Origin of the sequence: Novosphingobium terrae, assembly GCF_017163935.1 — a bacterium.
Lineage (GTDB): Bacteria > Pseudomonadota > Alphaproteobacteria > Sphingomonadales > Sphingomonadaceae > Novosphingobium > Novosphingobium terrae.
The window spans coordinates 2,567,168-2,584,483 of sequence record NZ_JABVZR010000001.1; the positions used below are offsets into that span (position 1 = coordinate 2,567,168).

The 17,316-nt window shown below is 65.6% G+C and carries 14 protein-coding genes; 8 read left to right on the plus strand and 6 right to left on the minus strand.

The features are described 5' to 3' along the window. Nucleotides 1-42: 42 nt before the first annotated feature. On the plus strand, nucleotides 43-1,356 hold the full coding sequence (locus tag HGK27_RS11595; protein WP_241127053.1) for a DUF5690 family protein: 1,314 nt from the start codon (nucleotides 43-45) through the stop codon (nucleotides 1,354-1,356). Here the strand turns inward: HGK27_RS11595 and HGK27_RS11600 are convergent. Then, nucleotides 1,353-1,838: an Lrp/AsnC family transcriptional regulator gene (locus HGK27_RS11600; RefSeq protein WP_206240707.1), complete on the minus strand. Its 486-nt coding sequence runs from the start codon at nucleotides 1,836-1,838 to the stop codon at nucleotides 1,353-1,355. The genes HGK27_RS11595 and HGK27_RS11600 overlap by 4 nt on opposite strands. A 73-nt stretch (nucleotides 1,839-1,911) precedes the next feature. Here HGK27_RS11600 and putA point away from each other — a divergent pair, with 73 nt between their 5' ends. The 7 genes from putA to mtnA all read left to right on the plus strand — a co-directional run bounded on the left by putA (nucleotide 1,912) and on the right by mtnA (nucleotide 9,746). Continuing rightward, on the plus strand, nucleotides 1,912-5,544 hold the full coding sequence (putA, locus tag HGK27_RS11605; RefSeq protein ID WP_206240709.1) for a trifunctional transcriptional regulator/proline dehydrogenase/L-glutamate gamma-semialdehyde dehydrogenase: 3,633 nt from the start codon (nucleotides 1,912-1,914) through the stop codon (nucleotides 5,542-5,544). Nucleotides 5,545-5,584: 40 nt separating this feature from the next. Then, entirely contained in the window at nucleotides 5,585-6,421 is an 837-nt protein-coding gene (locus HGK27_RS11610; RefSeq protein ID WP_206240711.1) for a Rossmann-like and DUF2520 domain-containing protein, read from the plus strand. 72 nt (nucleotides 6,422-6,493) lie between these two features. Continuing rightward, complete coding sequence (locus HGK27_RS11615) at nucleotides 6,494-6,808, plus strand: hypothetical protein (RefSeq protein ID WP_206240713.1); 315 nt, start codon at nucleotides 6,494-6,496, stop codon at nucleotides 6,806-6,808. A gap of 40 nt (nucleotides 6,809-6,848) precedes the next feature. Next, nucleotides 6,849-7,460 carry a methylthioribulose 1-phosphate dehydratase gene (locus HGK27_RS11620; RefSeq protein ID WP_206240715.1) on the plus strand — a complete coding sequence of 204 codons (612 nt, stop codon included), beginning with the start codon at nucleotides 6,849-6,851 and terminating at the stop codon, nucleotides 7,458-7,460. Beyond that, nucleotides 7,457-8,005, plus strand: coding sequence for a 1,2-dihydroxy-3-keto-5-methylthiopentene dioxygenase (locus HGK27_RS11625; RefSeq protein WP_206240717.1), 549 nt, complete (start codon nucleotides 7,457-7,459; stop codon nucleotides 8,003-8,005). Before HGK27_RS11620 ends, HGK27_RS11625 begins: the two co-directional genes overlap by 4 nt. Continuing rightward, nucleotides 8,002-8,679 carry an acireductone synthase gene (mtnC, locus tag HGK27_RS11630; protein ID WP_206240718.1) on the plus strand — a complete coding sequence of 226 codons (678 nt, stop codon included), beginning with the start codon at nucleotides 8,002-8,004 and terminating at the stop codon, nucleotides 8,677-8,679. The genes HGK27_RS11625 and mtnC overlap by 4 nt, the downstream gene beginning before the upstream one ends. Next, nucleotides 8,676-9,746 (plus strand): S-methyl-5-thioribose-1-phosphate isomerase, encoded by a 1,071-nt coding sequence (gene mtnA / locus HGK27_RS11635; RefSeq protein WP_206240719.1) that lies wholly within the window; start codon nucleotides 8,676-8,678, stop codon nucleotides 9,744-9,746. The genes mtnC and mtnA overlap by 4 nt, the downstream gene beginning before the upstream one ends. A gap of 247 nt (nucleotides 9,747-9,993) precedes the next feature. Here mtnA and HGK27_RS11640 read toward each other — a convergent pair whose 3' ends face one another. The 5 genes from HGK27_RS11640 to HGK27_RS11660 form a co-directional block, all read right to left on the minus strand. Further along, complete coding sequence (locus HGK27_RS11640; RefSeq protein ID WP_206243077.1) at nucleotides 9,994-10,722, minus strand: GntR family transcriptional regulator; 729 nt, start codon at nucleotides 10,720-10,722, stop codon at nucleotides 9,994-9,996. A 6-nt stretch (nucleotides 10,723-10,728) separates the two neighbouring features. Then, nucleotides 10,729-11,619, minus strand: a complete 891-nt coding sequence (locus HGK27_RS11645; protein WP_206240720.1) for an N-acetylmuramic acid 6-phosphate etherase — start codon at nucleotides 11,617-11,619, stop codon at nucleotides 10,729-10,731. 7 nt (nucleotides 11,620-11,626) lie between these two features. Continuing rightward, nucleotides 11,627-13,183: a sodium:solute symporter gene (locus tag HGK27_RS11650; protein ID WP_206240721.1), complete on the minus strand. Its 1,557-nt coding sequence runs from the start codon at nucleotides 13,181-13,183 to the stop codon at nucleotides 11,627-11,629. 82 nt (nucleotides 13,184-13,265) lie between these two features. Then, nucleotides 13,266-16,001 (minus strand): TonB-dependent receptor plug domain-containing protein, encoded by a 2,736-nt coding sequence (locus HGK27_RS11655; protein WP_206240723.1) that lies wholly within the window; start codon nucleotides 15,999-16,001, stop codon nucleotides 13,266-13,268. A 153-nt stretch (nucleotides 16,002-16,154) separates the two neighbouring features. Next, a complete protein-coding gene (locus HGK27_RS11660) occupies nucleotides 16,155-17,258 on the minus strand; it encodes an anhydro-N-acetylmuramic acid kinase (protein ID WP_206240725.1) in 1,104 nt (367 codons plus the stop codon). Nucleotides 17,259-17,316 lie beyond the last annotated feature (58 nt).

Sequence of the window (17,316 nt, forward strand, 5' to 3'; positions counted from 1 at the left end):
CTCATAAGGGCCGACATCCTCAAACCGCGCTGCGAAAGACTCGTGCCACACACCTCCCCCGCCACACCGACGCGCAGATCGACACAATGGCTCTCGCGCCTCTCGCCCATCGCCTTTGGCCTCTTTGCCGGGCTGATGGCCTTTGGCGTCTATTTTGCCATGTATGCCTTCCGCAAACCCTTCACCGTCGCCGATTTCGACGGGCTGAGCGTGCTGGGCATGGATTACAAGATCGCGCTCGTGATCGCTCAGGTGGTGGGTTACGCGCTGGCCAAGATGGTGGGCGTGAAGATCATCTCCGAACTGCCCGCCCATCGCCGCGTGCTGGGCATTCTGGCGCAGATCGCGCTGGCCGAGGCGGCGCTGGTGCTCTTCGCCCTGATCCCCGCGCCATGGAATGTGGCCTGCCTGTTTCTCGACGGCCTAGCGCTGGGGATGATCTGGGGCATGGTCTTCGCCTTTGTGGAAGGGCGGCGCCAGTCCGAGCTGATCGCGGCCATTCTGTGCGCCAGCTTCATCCTTTCCTCCGGCACGGTGAAAGCGGTAGGCGAATGGGTGCTGCTGCGCGGCATCAGCCCCTTCTGGATGCCCGCTGCCACCGGCGCGCTTTTCGCCCCGTTGCTGCTGGTGTGCCTCTACGGCCTCTCGATCCTGCCCGAACCCGATGCACGTGACATCGCCGAACGCATCGAGCGCAAACCGATGAACCGCGCCGCCCGCGCGCAATTGTGGAGCCACTATGCGGTGGGCCTCAGCAGCCTGATCCTGCTCTATGTGATGCTGACCGCCCTGCGCGATTTCCGCGATAATTTCTCCGCCGAAATCTGGCGTGAGGTCGGCCATGGCGGTCAGGCCGATATCTTCGCCTGGAGCGAGATCCCCGTCAGCATGGTGGTGCTGGCCGCGCTGGGTGCACTGATGGTGTTCAAGGACAACCGCAAGGCTGTCGCCGCCAATATGGTGCTGATCGGGCTGGGGCTGGTGATGGCGGGCGGCGCCTCGCTGGGCTTTGCGGCGCATCTGATCGGCGCGGTGGCATGGATGATCCTGCTCGGCGCAGGACTCTATCTGGCCTATACGCCCTTTAACGGCATCCTTTTCGACCGGCTGGTGGCCAGCGGCGGCACGCCGGGCAATGCCGGCTTCATGATCTATCTGGCCGATGCTTTCGGCTATGGCGGCAGCATCCTGCTGCTGCTGGCGCGCAACCTGCCCGGATTCCATCTGGACTGGACGCATTTCCTGATCGAGATCAGCCTCGCCACCAGCGGCCTTGGCCTTGCCCTGCTGATCTTCGCATGGAGCTGGTTTGACCGCCGCTTAAGCCAGTCCGATCAGGCCGTTCCGGCGCTTTAATCCCCGCGCGGCATCGCGCTGGCGTCCAGCACCGTCTCCATCGCCACATAGGTCGATGTGCTGGCGACATGCGGCAAAGCGGAAATCTTCTCGCCCAGCACGATGCGATAGCGCCAGATGTCGCTGGTGCGGACCTTCAGCAGATAGTCGAAGCTGCTGGCGATCATATGGCATTCCTCCACCTCGGGGATCAGCCGGACCGCGCGGTTGAAGGCCAACAGCGCCGCCTCCCGCGTGTCGGCCAGCTTGACCTCGGCGAAGGCAACATGATCGAAGCCCAGCTTGGTGGGATCGACGATGGCGCGAAAGCCCTTGATCACCCCGGCCTCCATCAGCCGCTTCAGCCGCACCTGACAGGGCGTTTTGGAGAGACCCACCACCTCGGCCAGATCGGTGATGGTCATCCGCCCGTCTCTGGTCAAAGCGGCAATGATCTTGCGGTCGAAATCGTCCATATCGACCACGATCCGATCTCCCTCCATACAATCCGCCCTCTCTCAAGCTAAAATTTGGTGAATTCGCCTAGTGCAGAGCGATAATTGGCCGGATCGCCAAATGCAAACCCATTACACTACGCGTATGACCCAGACCGCGCCGCGCCCCTTCGCCCATTTCGCCCCCGCCATCCGCCCTGCTACGCCTTTGCGCGCGGCCATCACGGCGGCCTATCGGCGCGATGAGGTGGCCTGCCTCACCCCGCTGATCGCTCAGGCTACGCTGGATACGCCGATGAAGGCCGAGGTTGCCCGCACCGCCACCAATCTGGTGAAAGCTTTGCGCAGTCAGGGCAAGCGCGGCGGCGTGGAAGGGCTGGTGCAGGAATATGCGCTCTCCAGTCAGGAGGGCGTGGCGCTGATGTGTCTGGCCGAGGCCCTGCTGCGCATCCCCGACGCCGCCACCCGCGACGCGCTGATCCGCGACAAGGTTTCCATGGGCGACTGGCGCGCGCATCTGGGCGGCGGCAAGTCGATCTTCGTCAATGCCGCCACATGGGGTCTGGTCGTCACCGGCAAGCTGGTGGGCAGCGTGGATGAAACCGGGCTTTCCGGCGCCCTCACCCGTCTGGTGGCCCGCGCGGGCGAGCCGGTGATCCGCCGCGGCGTCGATATGGCGATGCGCCTGATGGGCGAGCAATTCGTGGCGGGCGAAACCATCGAGGAAGCGCTGCGCCACGGCAAGCGCATGGAGGCCAAGGGCTTCCGCTACAGCTACGATATGCTGGGCGAAGCGGCCACCACCGCCGCCGATGCCGATCGTTTCCACAAGGATTACGAGCAGGCGATCCACGCCATCGGCAAGCAGACCAGCGGCGCCAGTGTGTATGAACGCGCGGGGATTTCGATCAAGCTTTCGGCGCTGCACCCGCGCTACAGCCGCTCGCAGGCCCAGCGCGTGATGGATGAGCTGCTGCCGCGCGTGAAGCAACTGGCCCTGCTGGCCCAGAGCTACAACATCGGCTTCAACATCGATGCCGAGGAGCAGGACCGATTGGAACTCTCGCTCGATCTGCTGGAGAGTCTGGCCTTCGATAAGGATCTGGCGGGCTGGAACGGGCTCGGCTTCGTGGTGCAGGCCTATGGCAAGCGCTGCCCCTTCGTGCTGGACTGGATGATCGATCTGGCGCGCCGCAGCGGGCACCGCTTTATGGTCCGTCTGGTCAAGGGCGCCTATTGGGATGCCGAGATCAAGCGCGCCCAGCTTGACGGCCTGCCCGATTTCCCCGTCTACACCCGCAAGAATCACACGGATGTCGCCTATATCGCCTGCGCACGCCGCCTGCTGGCCGCGCCCGACGCGATCTTCCCGCAATTCGCTACGCATAACGCCCAGACGGTGGCGACGATCCACCATCTGGCAGGCGATGATTTCACCAGTGGCCGCTATGAATTCCAGTGCCTGCACGGCATGGGTGAGGCGCTTTACAGCCATGTCGTCGCGCCCGAGGGGCTGGCGCGCCCCTGCCGCATCTACGCGCCCGTCGGCACGCATGAGACGCTGCTGGCCTATCTGGTGCGCCGCCTGCTGGAGAATGGCGCGAACTCCTCCTTCGTGAACCGCATCGGCGATGAGGCGATTGCTGTCGAGGAACTGGTGATCGATCCCGTCGAGACCACCCTGCAGGAAAGCCCGGCAGGCGCGGCGCACCATCTGATCGCCCTGCCCGGCAACCTCTATCCCGATCGCCACAACTCCGCCGGTCTGGACTTGAGCGATGAAACGGTGCTGGCCGCCCTCAACGAAACCCTGCCCGAAGCCCAGACATGGCAGGCCGCATCCTGCGAAGGCACCGGCACGCCTGTCACCATCCGCAACCCGGGCAATCTGCGGGATGTGGTGGGCACCGCCCTCCATGCCGATGAAGCGCAGGTGACGCGCGCCATGGCCCGCGCCGCCGCCAGCGACTGGCAGCATACCCCCGTCCACCAGCGCGCCGCCATGCTGGAGCGCGCCGCCGATGCCATGCAGACCCGGATGCCGGTGCTGCTGGGCCTGATCGCGCGCGAGGCGGGCAAGTCCCTCCCCAACGCCATCGCCGAGGTCCGCGAGGCCATCGATTTCCTGCGCTATTACGCCCATCAGGCCCGCGAAACGCTAGGCGCGCAGCAGCAGGCGCTGGGCCCGGTGGTCTGCATCAGCCCGTGGAACTTCCCGCTGGCGATCTTCACCGGGCAGGTCGCCGCCGCGCTGGTGGCGGGCAATCCGGTGCTGGCCAAGCCCGCCGAGGAAACCCCGCTGATCGCGGCGGAAGCCGTGCGCCTGCTGCATGAGGCCGGAGTCCCAGCGGACGCCCTGCAACTGCTCCCCGGCGATGGCGCGATTGGCGCGGCGCTGGTGGCCGCTCCCGCAACCTGCGGTGTGGTCTTCACCGGCTCGACCGAAGTGGCGCGGCTGATCCAGCGCCAGCTCTCCACGCGCCTCCTGCCCTCGGGCCGCCCGATCCCCCTGATCGCCGAAACCGGCGGACAGAACGCCATGATCGTCGATTCCTCGGCGCTGGCCGAACAGGTGGTGGCCGACGTCATCGCCTCGGCCTTCGACAGCGCGGGGCAACGCTGCTCGGCGCTGCGCATCCTGTGCCTGCAGGAGGATGTGGCCGACCGCACCCTTACCATGCTGCGCGGCGCGCTTCACGAACTGCGCATCGGCCGCACGGACCTTCTGGCGGTGGACATCGGCCCGATCATCTCGGCGGAAGCCCGCGACACCATCGAAGCGCATATCGCCAAGATGCAGGCTAAGGGCTGCGCCATCACCCGCCAGACCCTGCCCGCCGAGGCAGAACACGGCACCTTCGTGGCCCCGACCATCATCGAGATCAACAGCATCGCCGATCTGGAGCGCGAGGTCTTCGGCCCCGTCCTCCATGTGATCCGCTACGCCCGCGATGATCTCGACGCCCTGATCGATGCCATCAACGCCACCGGCTATGGCCTGACCTTCGGCCTGCACACGCGGCTCGATCATGTGATGGCGCAGGTGACGGGGCGCATCGCGGCGGGCAATCTCTATGTGAACCGCAATGTGATCGGCGCCACCGTAGGCGTGCAGCCCTTTGGCGGGCGCGGCCTGTCGGGCACCGGCCCCAAGGCGGGCGGCCCGCTCTATCTGGGCCGGTTGGTGAGCACGCCTGCTGCGGTGGAAGCGCACAAGAGCGCTCTGCCCAAGCCGCTGACGGATTTCATCGCGTGGCTCGAAGCCAAGGGTGAAACCGCAGCCGCCGCAACCGCACGCACCTACGGCGCCCGCAGCCGTCTGGGGCAAAGCACCGAACTCACCGGCCCGGTGGGTGAAAGCAATGTCTATGCGCTGCATCCGCGCGGCCGCGTGCTGATCGCTCCGGCCACGCCTGCCGGGCTCTATGACCAGATTGCCGCAGTGCTGGCCACCGGCAACCATGGCGTGGTGGAGGCGATGCCCCTGCCCGCCGATCTGCCCTCCAGCGTCAAGGCGCATCTCTCCAGCGACACCGCCCCCGATCTCTCCGCCGCGCTGGTGGAGGGCGATCAGGTGATGGTTCTCGCGCTAACCGCCAAGCTGGCGGCCCGCCCCGGCCCGATCGTTTCGGTGCATGCGGTGGAGGTCGGCACGCTGGGCGCCTATCCGCTGGACTTCCTTGTCGATGAGGTGGTGATCTCCACCAACACCACCGCGGCGGGCGGCAATGCCAGCCTGATGGCGATTGCCTGATCCCTGTTCAGCCGCATCCCGAAACGATAGGGATGCGGCCATGACGGATCAGACACCTCGCCGGATCGGCATCATCGGAACGGGCCGGGTCGGCAAAGCGCTGGCTTTGGGGCTGGCGCCTTATGCTGATGGCGAGCCCCTGATCCGGGGCCGCTCCACCGCCGGGCCCAGCCTTGAAGCGCTGGTGCAGGCTTGCGACATCATCGCCATCGCCGTGGCCGATGATGCGCTGGCCAGCGTGGTGGCCGATCTGGCAAGCAAGGGCCCGTTCCCCCATGCTCCGCTGGTGTTCCATGTCAGCGGCAGCCATGGGGTGGGCACGCTGGCGCCGCTTCACGCTCAAGGTGCGCTCACCGCCGCCATCCACCCCGCCATGACCTTCACCGGCGATCCCTCCAGCGAAGTGCAGCGCATGGTCGGCGCCCGCTTCGCCGTCACCGGGTCGAGCGAGGAAGCCAGCCAGCAGGCAAGGCAGATCGTCCAGCGTCTGGGCGGCATCCCCGTGGCCGTGGCGGAGGAGCATCGCGCCCTCTATCATGCAGCCCTGTGCCATGGGGCCAATCACCTTGTGACGCTGCTCGCCGGATCGTCACAAGCCCTGCGCGCGGCGGGTGTGGATGAGCCCGAAGCCCTGCTCGCTCCGCTGGTTCGCGCGGCGCTGGAGAACGCTCTGGCGAAGGGCTTTGCGGCTTTGTCCGGCCCTCTGCTGCGCGGCGATGGGCAGACCATCCACCATCATCTCGCAGCGATGGACAAGGACGCCCCGGCGCTGACCCCAGCCTATCGCGCCATGGCTCTGGCCACGCTGGATGAGCTGGAGCGCTCAGGGCGACCAGCGGCACAGCAGATCAGGCAGAACCTTGAAACCATAGGCTAACTTGCGGGCGAGGGCTGATTGTGCGAGCCTTCCGGCCAGTCCCGATCGCCAAAGCTGCCCCGAGAAACGCCTATGTTGCTGATCGCTCTTGCCCTTGCCACTGCATCCTGCCCCTATCCGCAGGACCGCACCATCGCCTTCGCCTCCAAAGCCGAGATGCCTCAAGATGCGCTCAAGGCCTTCGGCGAACTGGCAGAGCGCAACCAGCCCTTCAACCTATCCGACGTTGTCGAGCCGGGCGATCCCCCCATGCGCCGCTTCGTCAAGGCGCAGGCGCAAGGCTGCGATCTGCTGCTGACCTATGAACACGGCGGGCGTGCCCGTGGCGTATCAGAGGCCCGCCTGCGCTTCACCGAAGGGCGCTGGACCGTCACCCGCTTCTACTGACTGTCACCAAGTCATCACGGAGCCGCGCTAGGGCATCAGAATGAGTGATTTTGCCTCCGCCATCACCGCGATTCTTCAGCTGGGCCAGCGCCTTGATGCGCGCGGGCTCGCGCCCGCCAGCGCGGGCAATTATTCGCTGCGGCTTGATGATGGCAGTATCGCCATCACCGTTTCGGGCGCACATAAGGGCAGGCTGACACCGGATCAGGTGATGCGCGTCGATGCGCAGGGCGTGGCGCTGGATCACCGCAAGCCCTCGGCGGAAACGCTGCTGCATGCACTGATCTATGCGCAAGACGCCAGAGCCGGGGCGGTGCTTCACACCCACTCCATCGCCGGAACCGTGCTGAGCCGCGCTCTGGCCGGGCGCGAGGCGATCGTGCTGGAAAGCTATGAGCTGCAAAAGGCTTTCCCGGGCGTCACCACCCATGACAGCACAGTCAGCCTGCCGCTGGTGGACAATTCGCAGGATATGCCCGCGCTGGCCGAGCAGCTGAAACCGCTGCTGGGCGCCGTACCCGCCTTCTACATTCGCGGCCACGGCCTCTATGCCTGGGGGCCGACGATGGAACAGGCCGAAGTGGTGGCCGAAGCCTGCGAGTTCCTCCTCGCCTGCGCCTGGGAAGAATGGAAAGCCGGAGTGCGCTCATGACCAGCCTGACCATCCACAATGCCGCCGCGCCTTTCTCCCATGAAGGCGCGATCACCGATTTCCCCCGCATCGCCGCCGCCATGGCGCGCGCGAACATCACGCTGGAGCGCTGGGAGGCCGATGTTGCGCTTTCCGCAGACGCGGATGATGCCGCAATTCTGGCCGCCTATGCCCCGCAGGTCGCAAGGCTGAAGGCCCGCGCCGGTTACCGCAGCGAGGATGTGGTGCGCATGACGCCCGACCACCCGATGCGCGCGGAATTGCGCCAGAAATTCCTGAGCGAGCATGTGCATGATGACGATGAGGTGCGCTTCTTCGTCGAGGGATCGGGCCTGTTCTGCATCCATCACAAGGGCGCGGTCTATGCGCTGACCTGCACGGCGGGCGATCTGATCGTGTTGCCCGCCGGAACGCGCCACTGGTTCGATACGGGCGAGCAGCCGCGCTTCACCGCCATCCGCCTGTTTATCAGCCCCGAAGGCTGGGTCGCGCGCTACACCGGCGAAACCATCGCCGAAGCGATGATGGCGGCTCAGGCCGGATGACCCCGCGCGCCATCCTCACCGATATTGAGGGCACCACCTCCAGCATCGCCTTTGTGCACGACGTTCTGTTCCCCTACGCCCGCGCCCGGATCGCCGATTATGTTGCGCAACATGGCGAGCAAGTCGCGCCGGTGCTGGCCGACATCCGCGCGTTGGAAGGCGATCTTTCCGAAGCCAACTGCGTTGCCCGGTTGCTGGCATGGCAGGATGCGGACGCCAAGATCGGACCGCTCAAAGCCCTGCAAGGGATGATCTGGGCGGATGGCTATGCCGAGGGAACACTCAAGGGCCATATCTACCCCGATGCCGTTGCGGGCCTGAAGCGCTGGCACGCGCAAGGAATCACGCTGGCGGTCTATTCCTCAGGCTCGGTCCCGGCGCAGAAGCTGCTCTTCGGCCATAGCGAGGCGGGCGACCTCACCCCGCTCTTCTCCGGCTGGTTCGACACGGGCGTGGGCGGCAAGAAGGAAGCCCCCTCCTATCGGGCCATCGCCGAAAGGCTGGCCCTGCCCGCTGGCGATATCCTCTTTCTCTCCGACGTGCCTGCCGAACTGGATGCCGCGCGTGAGGCAGGCCTTGCCGTCACCCTGCTGGCCCGCGACGGCATGGCCGAAGACGGCCCCTACCCCGTCGCCACCAGCTTCGACACCATCCTGCCGGAAAGCCGCTCATGAAGATTGATGGCATCACCACCCGCTCGATCTGGCTGGAGGCCGATGGCCACAGCATCGGTATCTTCGACCAGCGCGCCCTCCCATGGTCCATCGAGCGCCTGATCCTCAGCGAGATGGAACAGGCCGCCGATGCCATCGCCACCATGGCCACGCGCGGCGCTCCGCTGATCGGCGCTGTGGCGGCTTACGGGCTGGCCATGGCCCTGCGGCAGGACAGCAGCGATCAAGCTTTGGAGGCCGCCCACAAACATCTGGCCGCCACCCGCCCCACCGCCGTCAATTTGCGCTGGGCGCTGGACCGCGTGGCGGCGCATGTCCGTCCCCTGCCCCAGCACCGCCGCCCCGCCGCCGCCTATGCCGAAGCCGCGCGCATCTGCGACGAGGACGAGGCCATGAACCGCGCCATCGGCGCCGCTGGCCTGCCCCTGATCCGCGAGATCGCTGCGCGCAAGCCCGGCCAGCCGGTCAACATCCTGATGCACTGCAACCCCGGCTGGCTGGCGACCGTCGACTGGGGCACCGCCACCGCGCCGATCTATCTCGCCCACGACGAGGGGCTGCCCGTCCATGTCTGGGTCGATGAAACCCGCCCGCGCAATCAGGGCGCCCTCACCGCCTTCGAACTGGCCGAGCATGGCGTCCCCCACAGCTACGTTACCGACAATGCCGGGGGCTTGCTGATGCAGCAGGGGCTGGTCGATATGGTGATCCTCGGCACCGACCGCGTGACGGCCAATGGCGATGTCTGCAACAAGATCGGCACCTATCTGAAGGCGCTGGCCGCCCACGCGCATGATGTGCCCTTCTATGTCGCCCTGCCGGACAGCACCTATGACCCCGCCACTCCGGACGGCGCCAGCGTCCCCATCGAGGAGCGCAATGGCAAAGAGGTCAGCACCGTGACCGGGCCCGATACGGAAGGCGTGATGCGCCAGATCACCGTCACCCGCTCGCCAGTGCGCAATCCGGCGTTCGATATCACACCGGCGGCGCTGGTGACGGGCTATGTCACGCCGCGCGGGGTGTTGCGGGGGGCGGAAGAACTGGCTTCGCTGATCAAGGAATAAGGGAACAAGCAGGGGGCGGCGCTTTTGTGCCGATTTCTCGAAAGAAATCGGTTGCCCCCCTGCCCCCCCCATTACGTCTCCCGACGACATGGCAGTTTAACCGGAACCTTGCGTGAAAACGCCCGCCGCGCAGCGGCATGAAAACCTCCGGCGGTGAACCGGAGCGTGAGGTTGCAAGAAGGCGCCCCGGCTTCGTCGGAAGACGTTATGGGAGCGCGAGGGGGTAACCCCCTCGCATTTCCCTTCTTCAAATATCCTTCAGATCGCTGACAAACTCATAGCGATCCCCGCGATAGACCGAGCGGGTGAACTCCACGATGCGCCCGCTGGCCACCCAGGTCATGCGCTCGATCCGCAACACTTCGGAGTTCTGCTTCACGCATAAAATCCCCGCCTCGGTCGGCGTCGCCAGAGAGGCGCGCACCCGCTGCGTGCCCGAAACGGGGCGAAACCCATGCACATCCAGCGCATGGTACAGCGAGTCCCCAAGGCTCTCCAACTCGGGCAGGAACTCGGCAGGCACCACCGCATGCTCGATGGCCAGCGGCTCGCCGCCCGCCAGACGCACACGACCCAGCCTTGCCACGCGCGCGGTGTTGCCGATCTGCAGAGCGGTGGCCTCTTCCTCGGTGGGCTGGGCGTAGCTCTTGTTGATCCAGATGACGCCCGGGTCCTCGCCACGCTGACGGGCTTCGTCGCTGAAGCTGCTCAGGCGCCCACCAGACGTCTCGATCCGCCGCGCGACAAAGGTGCCGGAGCCCTGCTTGCGCACCAGCACGCCTTCCTCGATCAGCTGCTCGATCCCCTTGCGGATGGTGACGCGTGACAGGCCCGCCATTTCACTGAGGTCACGCTCGGAGGGCAAAGCGCTGCCCGGATCGATGCCGCCGCTGTTGATATGCTCGCGCAGAGACCGCGCCAGCTGCAGATAAAGCGGCGTTCCCTCGTCCTCGCGCGTCCAGACCATATCACGCATCATGCTTCAATCCCGCCGTCCCAGCTGCTGCAACACCTTGCGCAAGTCACCCCCATGCTCCGCCAGCAACATGCGGGCTTCGGCCACGGGCATCCCCAATGCCACGATCACGCCAAGCCGAATGTCGTTCTGCGCGGAAGCCAGCGCACTTGCCGCCGTAGCAGCATCAACCCCGGCAATATCCTGAACCATCCGCTGCCCGCGTTGCAAGAGCTTCGCGTTGGAAATGCGCATGGCCACCATCCGGCCTTCATAGACCAGCCCGCGCCGCAGCATGATCGCGGTGGAGAGCAGGTTGAGCGCCGCCTTCTGCGCCGTGCCCGCCTTCATGCGGGTGGAACCGGCCACGATCTCGCTGCCCGTCACCGCGAGGATGGCATGCTCGGCATGGGTCAGCAGCGCCGAGCCCGGGTTGTTGGCAATGCCGATGGTCAGCGCGCCTGCCTCGCGCGCCTGATCGATGGCGGCCACGGTGTAGGGCGTGCGACCGCTGGCAGCGACGCCGATCACCACATCCTGCGGGCCGATCTTCGCCGCGGTGATTTCTGCCCGGGCCGCTTCGGCGTCATCCTCCGCGCCTTCCTTGGCTTCGGTGAGCGCGCCCGAGCCGCCTGCCATCAGGAAGACCATGCGCTCCATCCCCCAGCCGAAGGTGGGGTAAAGCTCGGTGCCGTCCTGCACGGCGAGGCGGCCAGAGGTGCCCGCGCCCACAAAGACCAGCCGTCCTTCATCGCCAAGGCGCTGGGCGGCCTGTTCGGCGGCGGCGGCGATGGCGGCGGTCTGGGATTGCAGCGCGGCGATGGCGGCCATCTGGCCTTCCAGCATCGCCTCGACCGCCAGCTGGGTGGGCCAGAGATCGAGGTCGCGATAGCGGGGGTCGAGCGTTTCGGTGTTCATCACAAGCTCACTGTTCGGCCGGAGCGCGCGCTCCAGCGGGAAGGATGCAGATCAGGAAGGCGACAGCCGTGCCGATGCACAGCTGGAAGGGGAAGGACAGGCTGGCCAGCGCCTCGGGGAAGGCAAGAGCGCGGGCGATAGAAGGCTGAAGCAACAGAACCGTGACAAAGCCGCCCAGCAGCGCGGCGATCACCGAGCCGGTCGAGCCGCGCTGGGTAAACAGCGCCGTGAAATAGACGCCCAGCAGCCCGGCATAGGTGAAGACCATGACCTGAAGCGCGAACTCCAGCAGGCCCATTTGCGTGTAGCGCTGCCAATAGAAGGAAACGACCGCCATCAGGAACATGGCAAAGCCGATCAGCCCCATGCCCGCGCGCCCGGCCTGAACGTAATGGTGTTCGGGGGCATCGCCGCGCTTCTCACGCCACGGGCGATAGAAATCCTGCACCAGCACCGAGGACATGGCATTCAGCGCCGAATTGGTGGTTGCCACCGCCGCCGCGCAGATGCCCACCGTCACCAACCCGCGCAGGCCTCCGGGAAGCTGGGTGAGGATGTAATGCATGAAGATGCTGATCTTCTCGCCGCCAAAGCGGTTGGCCGCCAGCGCCGTGGCGCCGCCCATCAGATCGGGGCGGTCATAGAACACATAGAGCAGCAGGCCGATCACGATAAACAGCCCCACCACCGGCACCGTGCCCAGCACCGAGAGATAGAGCCCGCGCGCGCTGGTTTTCGCGTCCGCGCAGGAGAGCAGGCGCTGCGTGGTGTCCTGATCCATCCCGGCATTGGCGATGTAGAGCAGCGTCATCCCCAGCACCACCGCAGGCATGGAAAAGGGATGCGAGGGCGAGAGCGAGAAATCGAACAGCCGCAGCTTGTTGACGCCCTCGGGCGTGTGCATCAGCCCGTCGATGATCTGGCTGTTGCTGGCGGGGATCGCATAGCGCAGGAACACCAGCACCGCGATGGCCGAACCGAGATAGACGCAGAACTGAATAAGATCATTCCACAGCACGGATTTGAGGCCGCCCACAAAGGTGAACAGCACGCTGGCCACCACCAGCAGAGCGGCGGCGATCATGATCCCTTGCGCGCCCACGCTGCCGGTCATCACCATGGCCAGCGCAATCGCCGCCAGATAGACGCGCGCGCCCCCGGCAAACACCCGCCCGATCAGGAACATGCCGCCCGCCCAGCGCGTGGCCTTCTCGCTGAAACGCAGGGTCAGCAGCTCGTAAGCGGTGGTCGCCTTGATGCGGTAGAAGCGCGGGATCATCACATGGGCCACGAAGATCGCGCCCAGCAGCCCGCCGATGTTGCCGCTCAGATAGGTGAGATCGCCGTGATAGCCATAATCCGGCCCGCCCAGAAAGGTCGCCGCCGATTGCGTGGCCGACAGCACCGAAACCGCTGCCAGCCATGAGGGCACGCTGCCCCCGGCGAGGAAATAGTCGCGGGCCGAGCCGGTGCTGCGCGGGGTGAAGATCCAGCCCCCGCCCACCAGCAGCAGGATGTAGAGGCCGATCACCAGCCAGTCTGCCGTGGAAAAGGGCAGCGTCATGAAGAACTCTCCGCGATGGACCAGCCATCCTTGGGAAAAAGCTGCCCCCGAACCGGTCGGGGGCAGCAGGCAGGGTAGCGGTTTAGATGCGCGCCGTCAGCGAAATGCCCACGGTGCGGCCCATGATGTCATAGGTATCGGGGAAGGTGTTGAACACGCCGCCGGTCGAGACAAACGGCGGGGCCTTGTCGAAGATGTTGTAGAGGCCCGCGCTCATCGTCACCACATCGGTGAACTTGTAGCTGGCCGAAAGGTCGAAGGTGTCCTGAGCGGCGATGGTCTCGGTGGAGCCCACCGTGCTGGAACGCACCTTGCCAATCCGGTTCCAGTCGAACTGGACAACACCCTTGTCGAACAGCCAGCCCATGCCCGCCGTGTGGCGATAGGCGGGCTGAACCAGCGTCGTGCCGTCGCTGGAGCAGGTGGCGCCGAAGGTGCCCTTGCACTGCACCGCCGCCACGGTCGAGTTGGCCTGAATCAGGTAGGACGTGACGATGTTGCCCTGATAGCTGAAGCGCATCCCCTTGCCGGGCAGCCACTGCGGACGGGCCGTATAGCTGGCGGCAATATCCAGACCGCGCTGCAGCAGGCGGCCCAAATTCTGGTTGTTCACAAAGGCGTCCTTGAAGGAACCATCGGGGTTACGCGTCACCAGAGAGCACAGCGGATTGCTGGCGCTGGGGTTGGTCACATAGCAGCTGGTGATCGCCGCGATGGGCTGGATCACGCCGACCGCACCGCGCAGATCCAGATTGTACCAGTCCACCGAGACGTTCAGCCCGGGGATGAAGGTGGGCGTCAGCACCGCGCCCAGCGTCTTGGTGTAGCCGGTCTCGGGCTTCAGCGCGGGGTTGCCGCCGTAATAGTAGTTGCCCGTCAGATAGGTGGGCGAGAAGCTGTTGGTCGAGCCGACAGCGGGCGCGCCAAAGCGGGCGCATTGCGCGGCATTGCCGGTGCCCAGCACGCAGGGGTCGCCGCCGTAACGCGGGGTCAGGCGCGCAACGGTGATGAGGTTGTTGAAGGGCAGCGAGGACATGCCCGCTGCAAACTCACCAAAGTTGGGGGTGCGCAGCACGCTCTGATAGGTCCCGCGGAAACGCAGATTGCGGTCCACCTGCCAGTTGGCCTCGGCCTTCCAGGTGCCGTGATTGCCAAAGAGGTTATAATCCGAATAGCGATAGGCCCCGCCCACATCCAGCTTGCGGATGAAGGGCGTGTCATGGATCAGCGGGATCAGCACCTCGCCATAGAGTTCCTTCACATCGAACTCGCCATTGTAGGCGGCCTGCACGCCCTCGCGATAGGTATTGCCCGTCAGCAGCGGCGCATCCTGACCGATCGAGGCGGTCTCACGGCGATACTCGACGCCGACGGCAAAACCGATCGGGCCGGCGGGCAGTGAGAAGACATCGGCCAGCGAGCCACTGATCGTGCCCGCCGTGACGAACTGGTCACGCGTGCGGCGGAAACCATTGATTGAGCTGTCCAAAGCGCTGGCCAGACCCGAGGAATTCGGCCCGAAAATGTTCACCGTGTTTACAATGGAGGCGAAATTGTTCGCTCCCGAGGAGTTCGTCACCAGACCGTCGCCGGTGATCTCGGTGTTCTCGCTCGAACGGCCATACTGGGCGTAGACGTTCCACTTGATATGCGGCGTCAGCGGGCCACGCAGGCCTCCCTGCACCTGCAGCGTGTTGCGCTCGGTGTCGTAATTGATCAGCCCCAGCTCGGCCAGCGAGCGCGACACATTGACCTGCGCTACGCCGTTCACAAAGGTCAGCTGGTTGCGGATGGCGTCGGTCAGGAAGGGGTTGCTGGCGCTGATCCCCACGGTCTGGCTGACCGAGGCGGGCGCGGCGCCCGGCGTGCCGGTTTCCTGGCTGCGCATATGGGTGAACATGGCGCGGCCATAGAATTCCACCTGCGGCGTGATCTCATATTTGAACAGCGCGGCGGCATTGATACGCTTGAGCGGCGAGGTCAGCGGATAGGAACCGGAAATGTTCGAAGTCGCCGAAGGGTTGGTGGTGAAAGCCCCGGCATCGGTGAAGCCGAACTTGCGCCCGCTCGCCACATCGGTGAAGACGCCGCCCACGCTGGGGATGGTCTGGCCGGGCGTGTTGGCCCAGTCGCGCTGCCCCGCGCGCACGCCGTCACGCTGGGTGTAGTCCACCGCGATCACCAGATGGCCGCGATCGCCCAGCTTGCTGCCCCAGGTCAGCGAGCCGCCGTAATTGGCCCCGCCGCCACGCGTGGCGAGGCGACCGGTGGTGCTGGCCTGAATGCCCTTGAAGTCATCGTTCAGAATGAAGTTGACCACACCTGCCACGGCGTCAGCACCATAGACCGCCGCCGCGCCGCCCGTCAGCACGTCCACCCGCTTGATGAGCGAGGCGGGCAAAGCATTGGCATCAACCGAATTGCGGAAGCCGAAAGGCGCGGCCCGCGTGCCGTCGATCAGCACAAGGGTACGGCTCTGGCCGAAGTTGCGCAGTTCCAGCACATTGGCGCCGAAGGCATCGCTGCCCTGCGAACCCTGACGCACACCGCCCGAAAGCTGGGGCAGCTTGGTCGAGAAATCCTCGATGGTCATCGCCGACTGCAGCTTGATCGCCTCCTGATTGGTGGAGGAGATCGGGCTGCTGGCGGTGAGACCCGGCACAGCAATGCGCGTGCCCGTCACGATGATTTCATTCTGCGGCGCGGGTGCTGCGGCAGGCGCGGCAGAAGTATCCTGCGCATGAGCCAGCGAAGCCCCCTGCGCCAGCGCGACAACCAAAGCCCCCATGGCGATGGCACGACGATCCAATGTAGCCATAATTCTTGCCCTCTTTTTTCTTCCCTGTTTCAGGCCGCCGATGCGCCCCTTCGCCTGGTGCGAAAGCTGCGCAAAGTTCGGCCTGAACGCTCCTCTAATAGAAAAATCTCGGAAAAAATGCAAATAATCGGTATTTGACTGGTAGCGTATGACCTAGACCACTGCCGCATGAGTGGCCGGGCGCCACAGGCGCCCGCCCGTCAACGGCGCCGAAACGCCGGTGGTGCCGGGGAAGGTCAAAGGCAGGCCGCGCAGGCTGCGCGCGGCCAGAAAGCCCATCGCCTCGGCCTCAACGAAATCGCTGCGCAGACCTATGGCGTCAGCGGTGCGGCAGTCGCCAAGGCGGTCACGCAGCGCCTGCATCAGCACCGGATTATGGCAGCCACCGCCGCAGATCACCCATGTTTTGGGGGTGTGCGGCAGACTGCGCGCCGCCAAAGCCACCGACTCGGCGGTGAAAGCCGTCAGCGTCGCAACGGCGTCCTCAAGCCTGTATTCCCACGCCCAATCCAGCGAGAAATCATAGCGGTCGAGCGATTTGGCGCCCTGCCCCCGGAAATACTCATGCGCCAGCAGATCGGCCAGAATGCGCTGGTCCACCTGCCCCGCCGCCGCCAGTCGGCCGCCATCGTCATAACGCCCGGCGCCGCGCTGCTGCACCACCAGATCGATCAGACCATTGGCCGGGCCGGTGTCGAAGGCCACCAGATCGCCACCCTCGCCAATAAAGGTCAGATTGGCCACGCCACCCAGATTGAGGAACGCCACCGGCGCCTCCAGCCCCAGCCGCGCCGCCAGAGCCGCATGATAGGCGGGCACCAGCGGAGCCCCCTCGCCACCCGCGCGCAGATCGTCCTGCCGCATCCCGGCCACCACCGGCACATCCAGCGCATCGGCCAAGGCCTGCGGATCGCCGATCTGCAGCGAAAGCTGGCGCTTGGGGCGATGCAGCAGAGTCTGGCCATGAAAGCCCACCAGATCGGGCTTGCCGCCCGACTGAGCCATCAAGGCCAGCCCGGCCCGCTGATGCACCGCATCCACCACCGCACCTGCCGCCGCGAAGGACTTCGGCTGCGCGCCATAGCCATTCCAATCCAGCGCATCCTCGGTGGCGCCGACCAGCACGGCGCGTTCCGGATCCTCAAACGGCATCAGCAAAGCGGGGCCTAAGACCTCGATCACCTCGCCATCGGTGCGAAGCATCGCCACATCGACGCCATCCAGCGAGGTTCCGCTCATAAATCCCATGACCAGCATCGGCGACCATCCTCTCTTCTTGCGCTATGGCTATCATCATGCCGCCCGACATGCAAAC

Coding starts and splice junctions, on each gene's coding strand:
- HGK27_RS11600 (WP_206240707.1), bottom strand. CDS start 1,838: ATGGAGGGAGATCGGATCGTGGTCGATATGGACGATTTCGACCGCAAG.
- putA (WP_206240709.1), top strand. CDS start 1,912: ATGCAAACCCATTACACTACGCGTATGACCCAGACCGCGCCGCGCCCC.
- HGK27_RS11610 (WP_206240711.1), top strand. CDS start 5,585: ATGACGGATCAGACACCTCGCCGGATCGGCATCATCGGAACGGGCCGG.
- HGK27_RS11615 (WP_206240713.1), top strand. CDS start 6,494: ATGTTGCTGATCGCTCTTGCCCTTGCCACTGCATCCTGCCCCTATCCG.
- HGK27_RS11620 (WP_206240715.1), top strand. CDS start 6,849: ATGAGTGATTTTGCCTCCGCCATCACCGCGATTCTTCAGCTGGGCCAG.
- HGK27_RS11625 (WP_206240717.1), top strand. CDS start 7,457: ATGACCAGCCTGACCATCCACAATGCCGCCGCGCCTTTCTCCCATGAA.
- mtnC (WP_206240718.1), top strand. CDS start 8,002: ATGACCCCGCGCGCCATCCTCACCGATATTGAGGGCACCACCTCCAGC.
- mtnA (WP_206240719.1), top strand. CDS start 8,676: ATGAAGATTGATGGCATCACCACCCGCTCGATCTGGCTGGAGGCCGAT.
- HGK27_RS11640 (WP_206243077.1), bottom strand. CDS start 10,722: ATGCGTGATATGGTCTGGACGCGCGAGGACGAGGGAACGCCGCTTTAT.
- HGK27_RS11645 (WP_206240720.1), bottom strand. CDS start 11,619: ATGAACACCGAAACGCTCGACCCCCGCTATCGCGACCTCGATCTCTGG.
- HGK27_RS11650 (WP_206240721.1), bottom strand. CDS start 13,183: ATGACGCTGCCCTTTTCCACGGCAGACTGGCTGGTGATCGGCCTCTAC.
- HGK27_RS11655 (WP_206240723.1), bottom strand. CDS start 16,001: ATGGCTACATTGGATCGTCGTGCCATCGCCATGGGGGCTTTGGTTGTC.
- HGK27_RS11660 (WP_206240725.1), bottom strand. CDS start 17,258: ATGCTGGTCATGGGATTTATGAGCGGAACCTCGCTGGATGGCGTCGAT.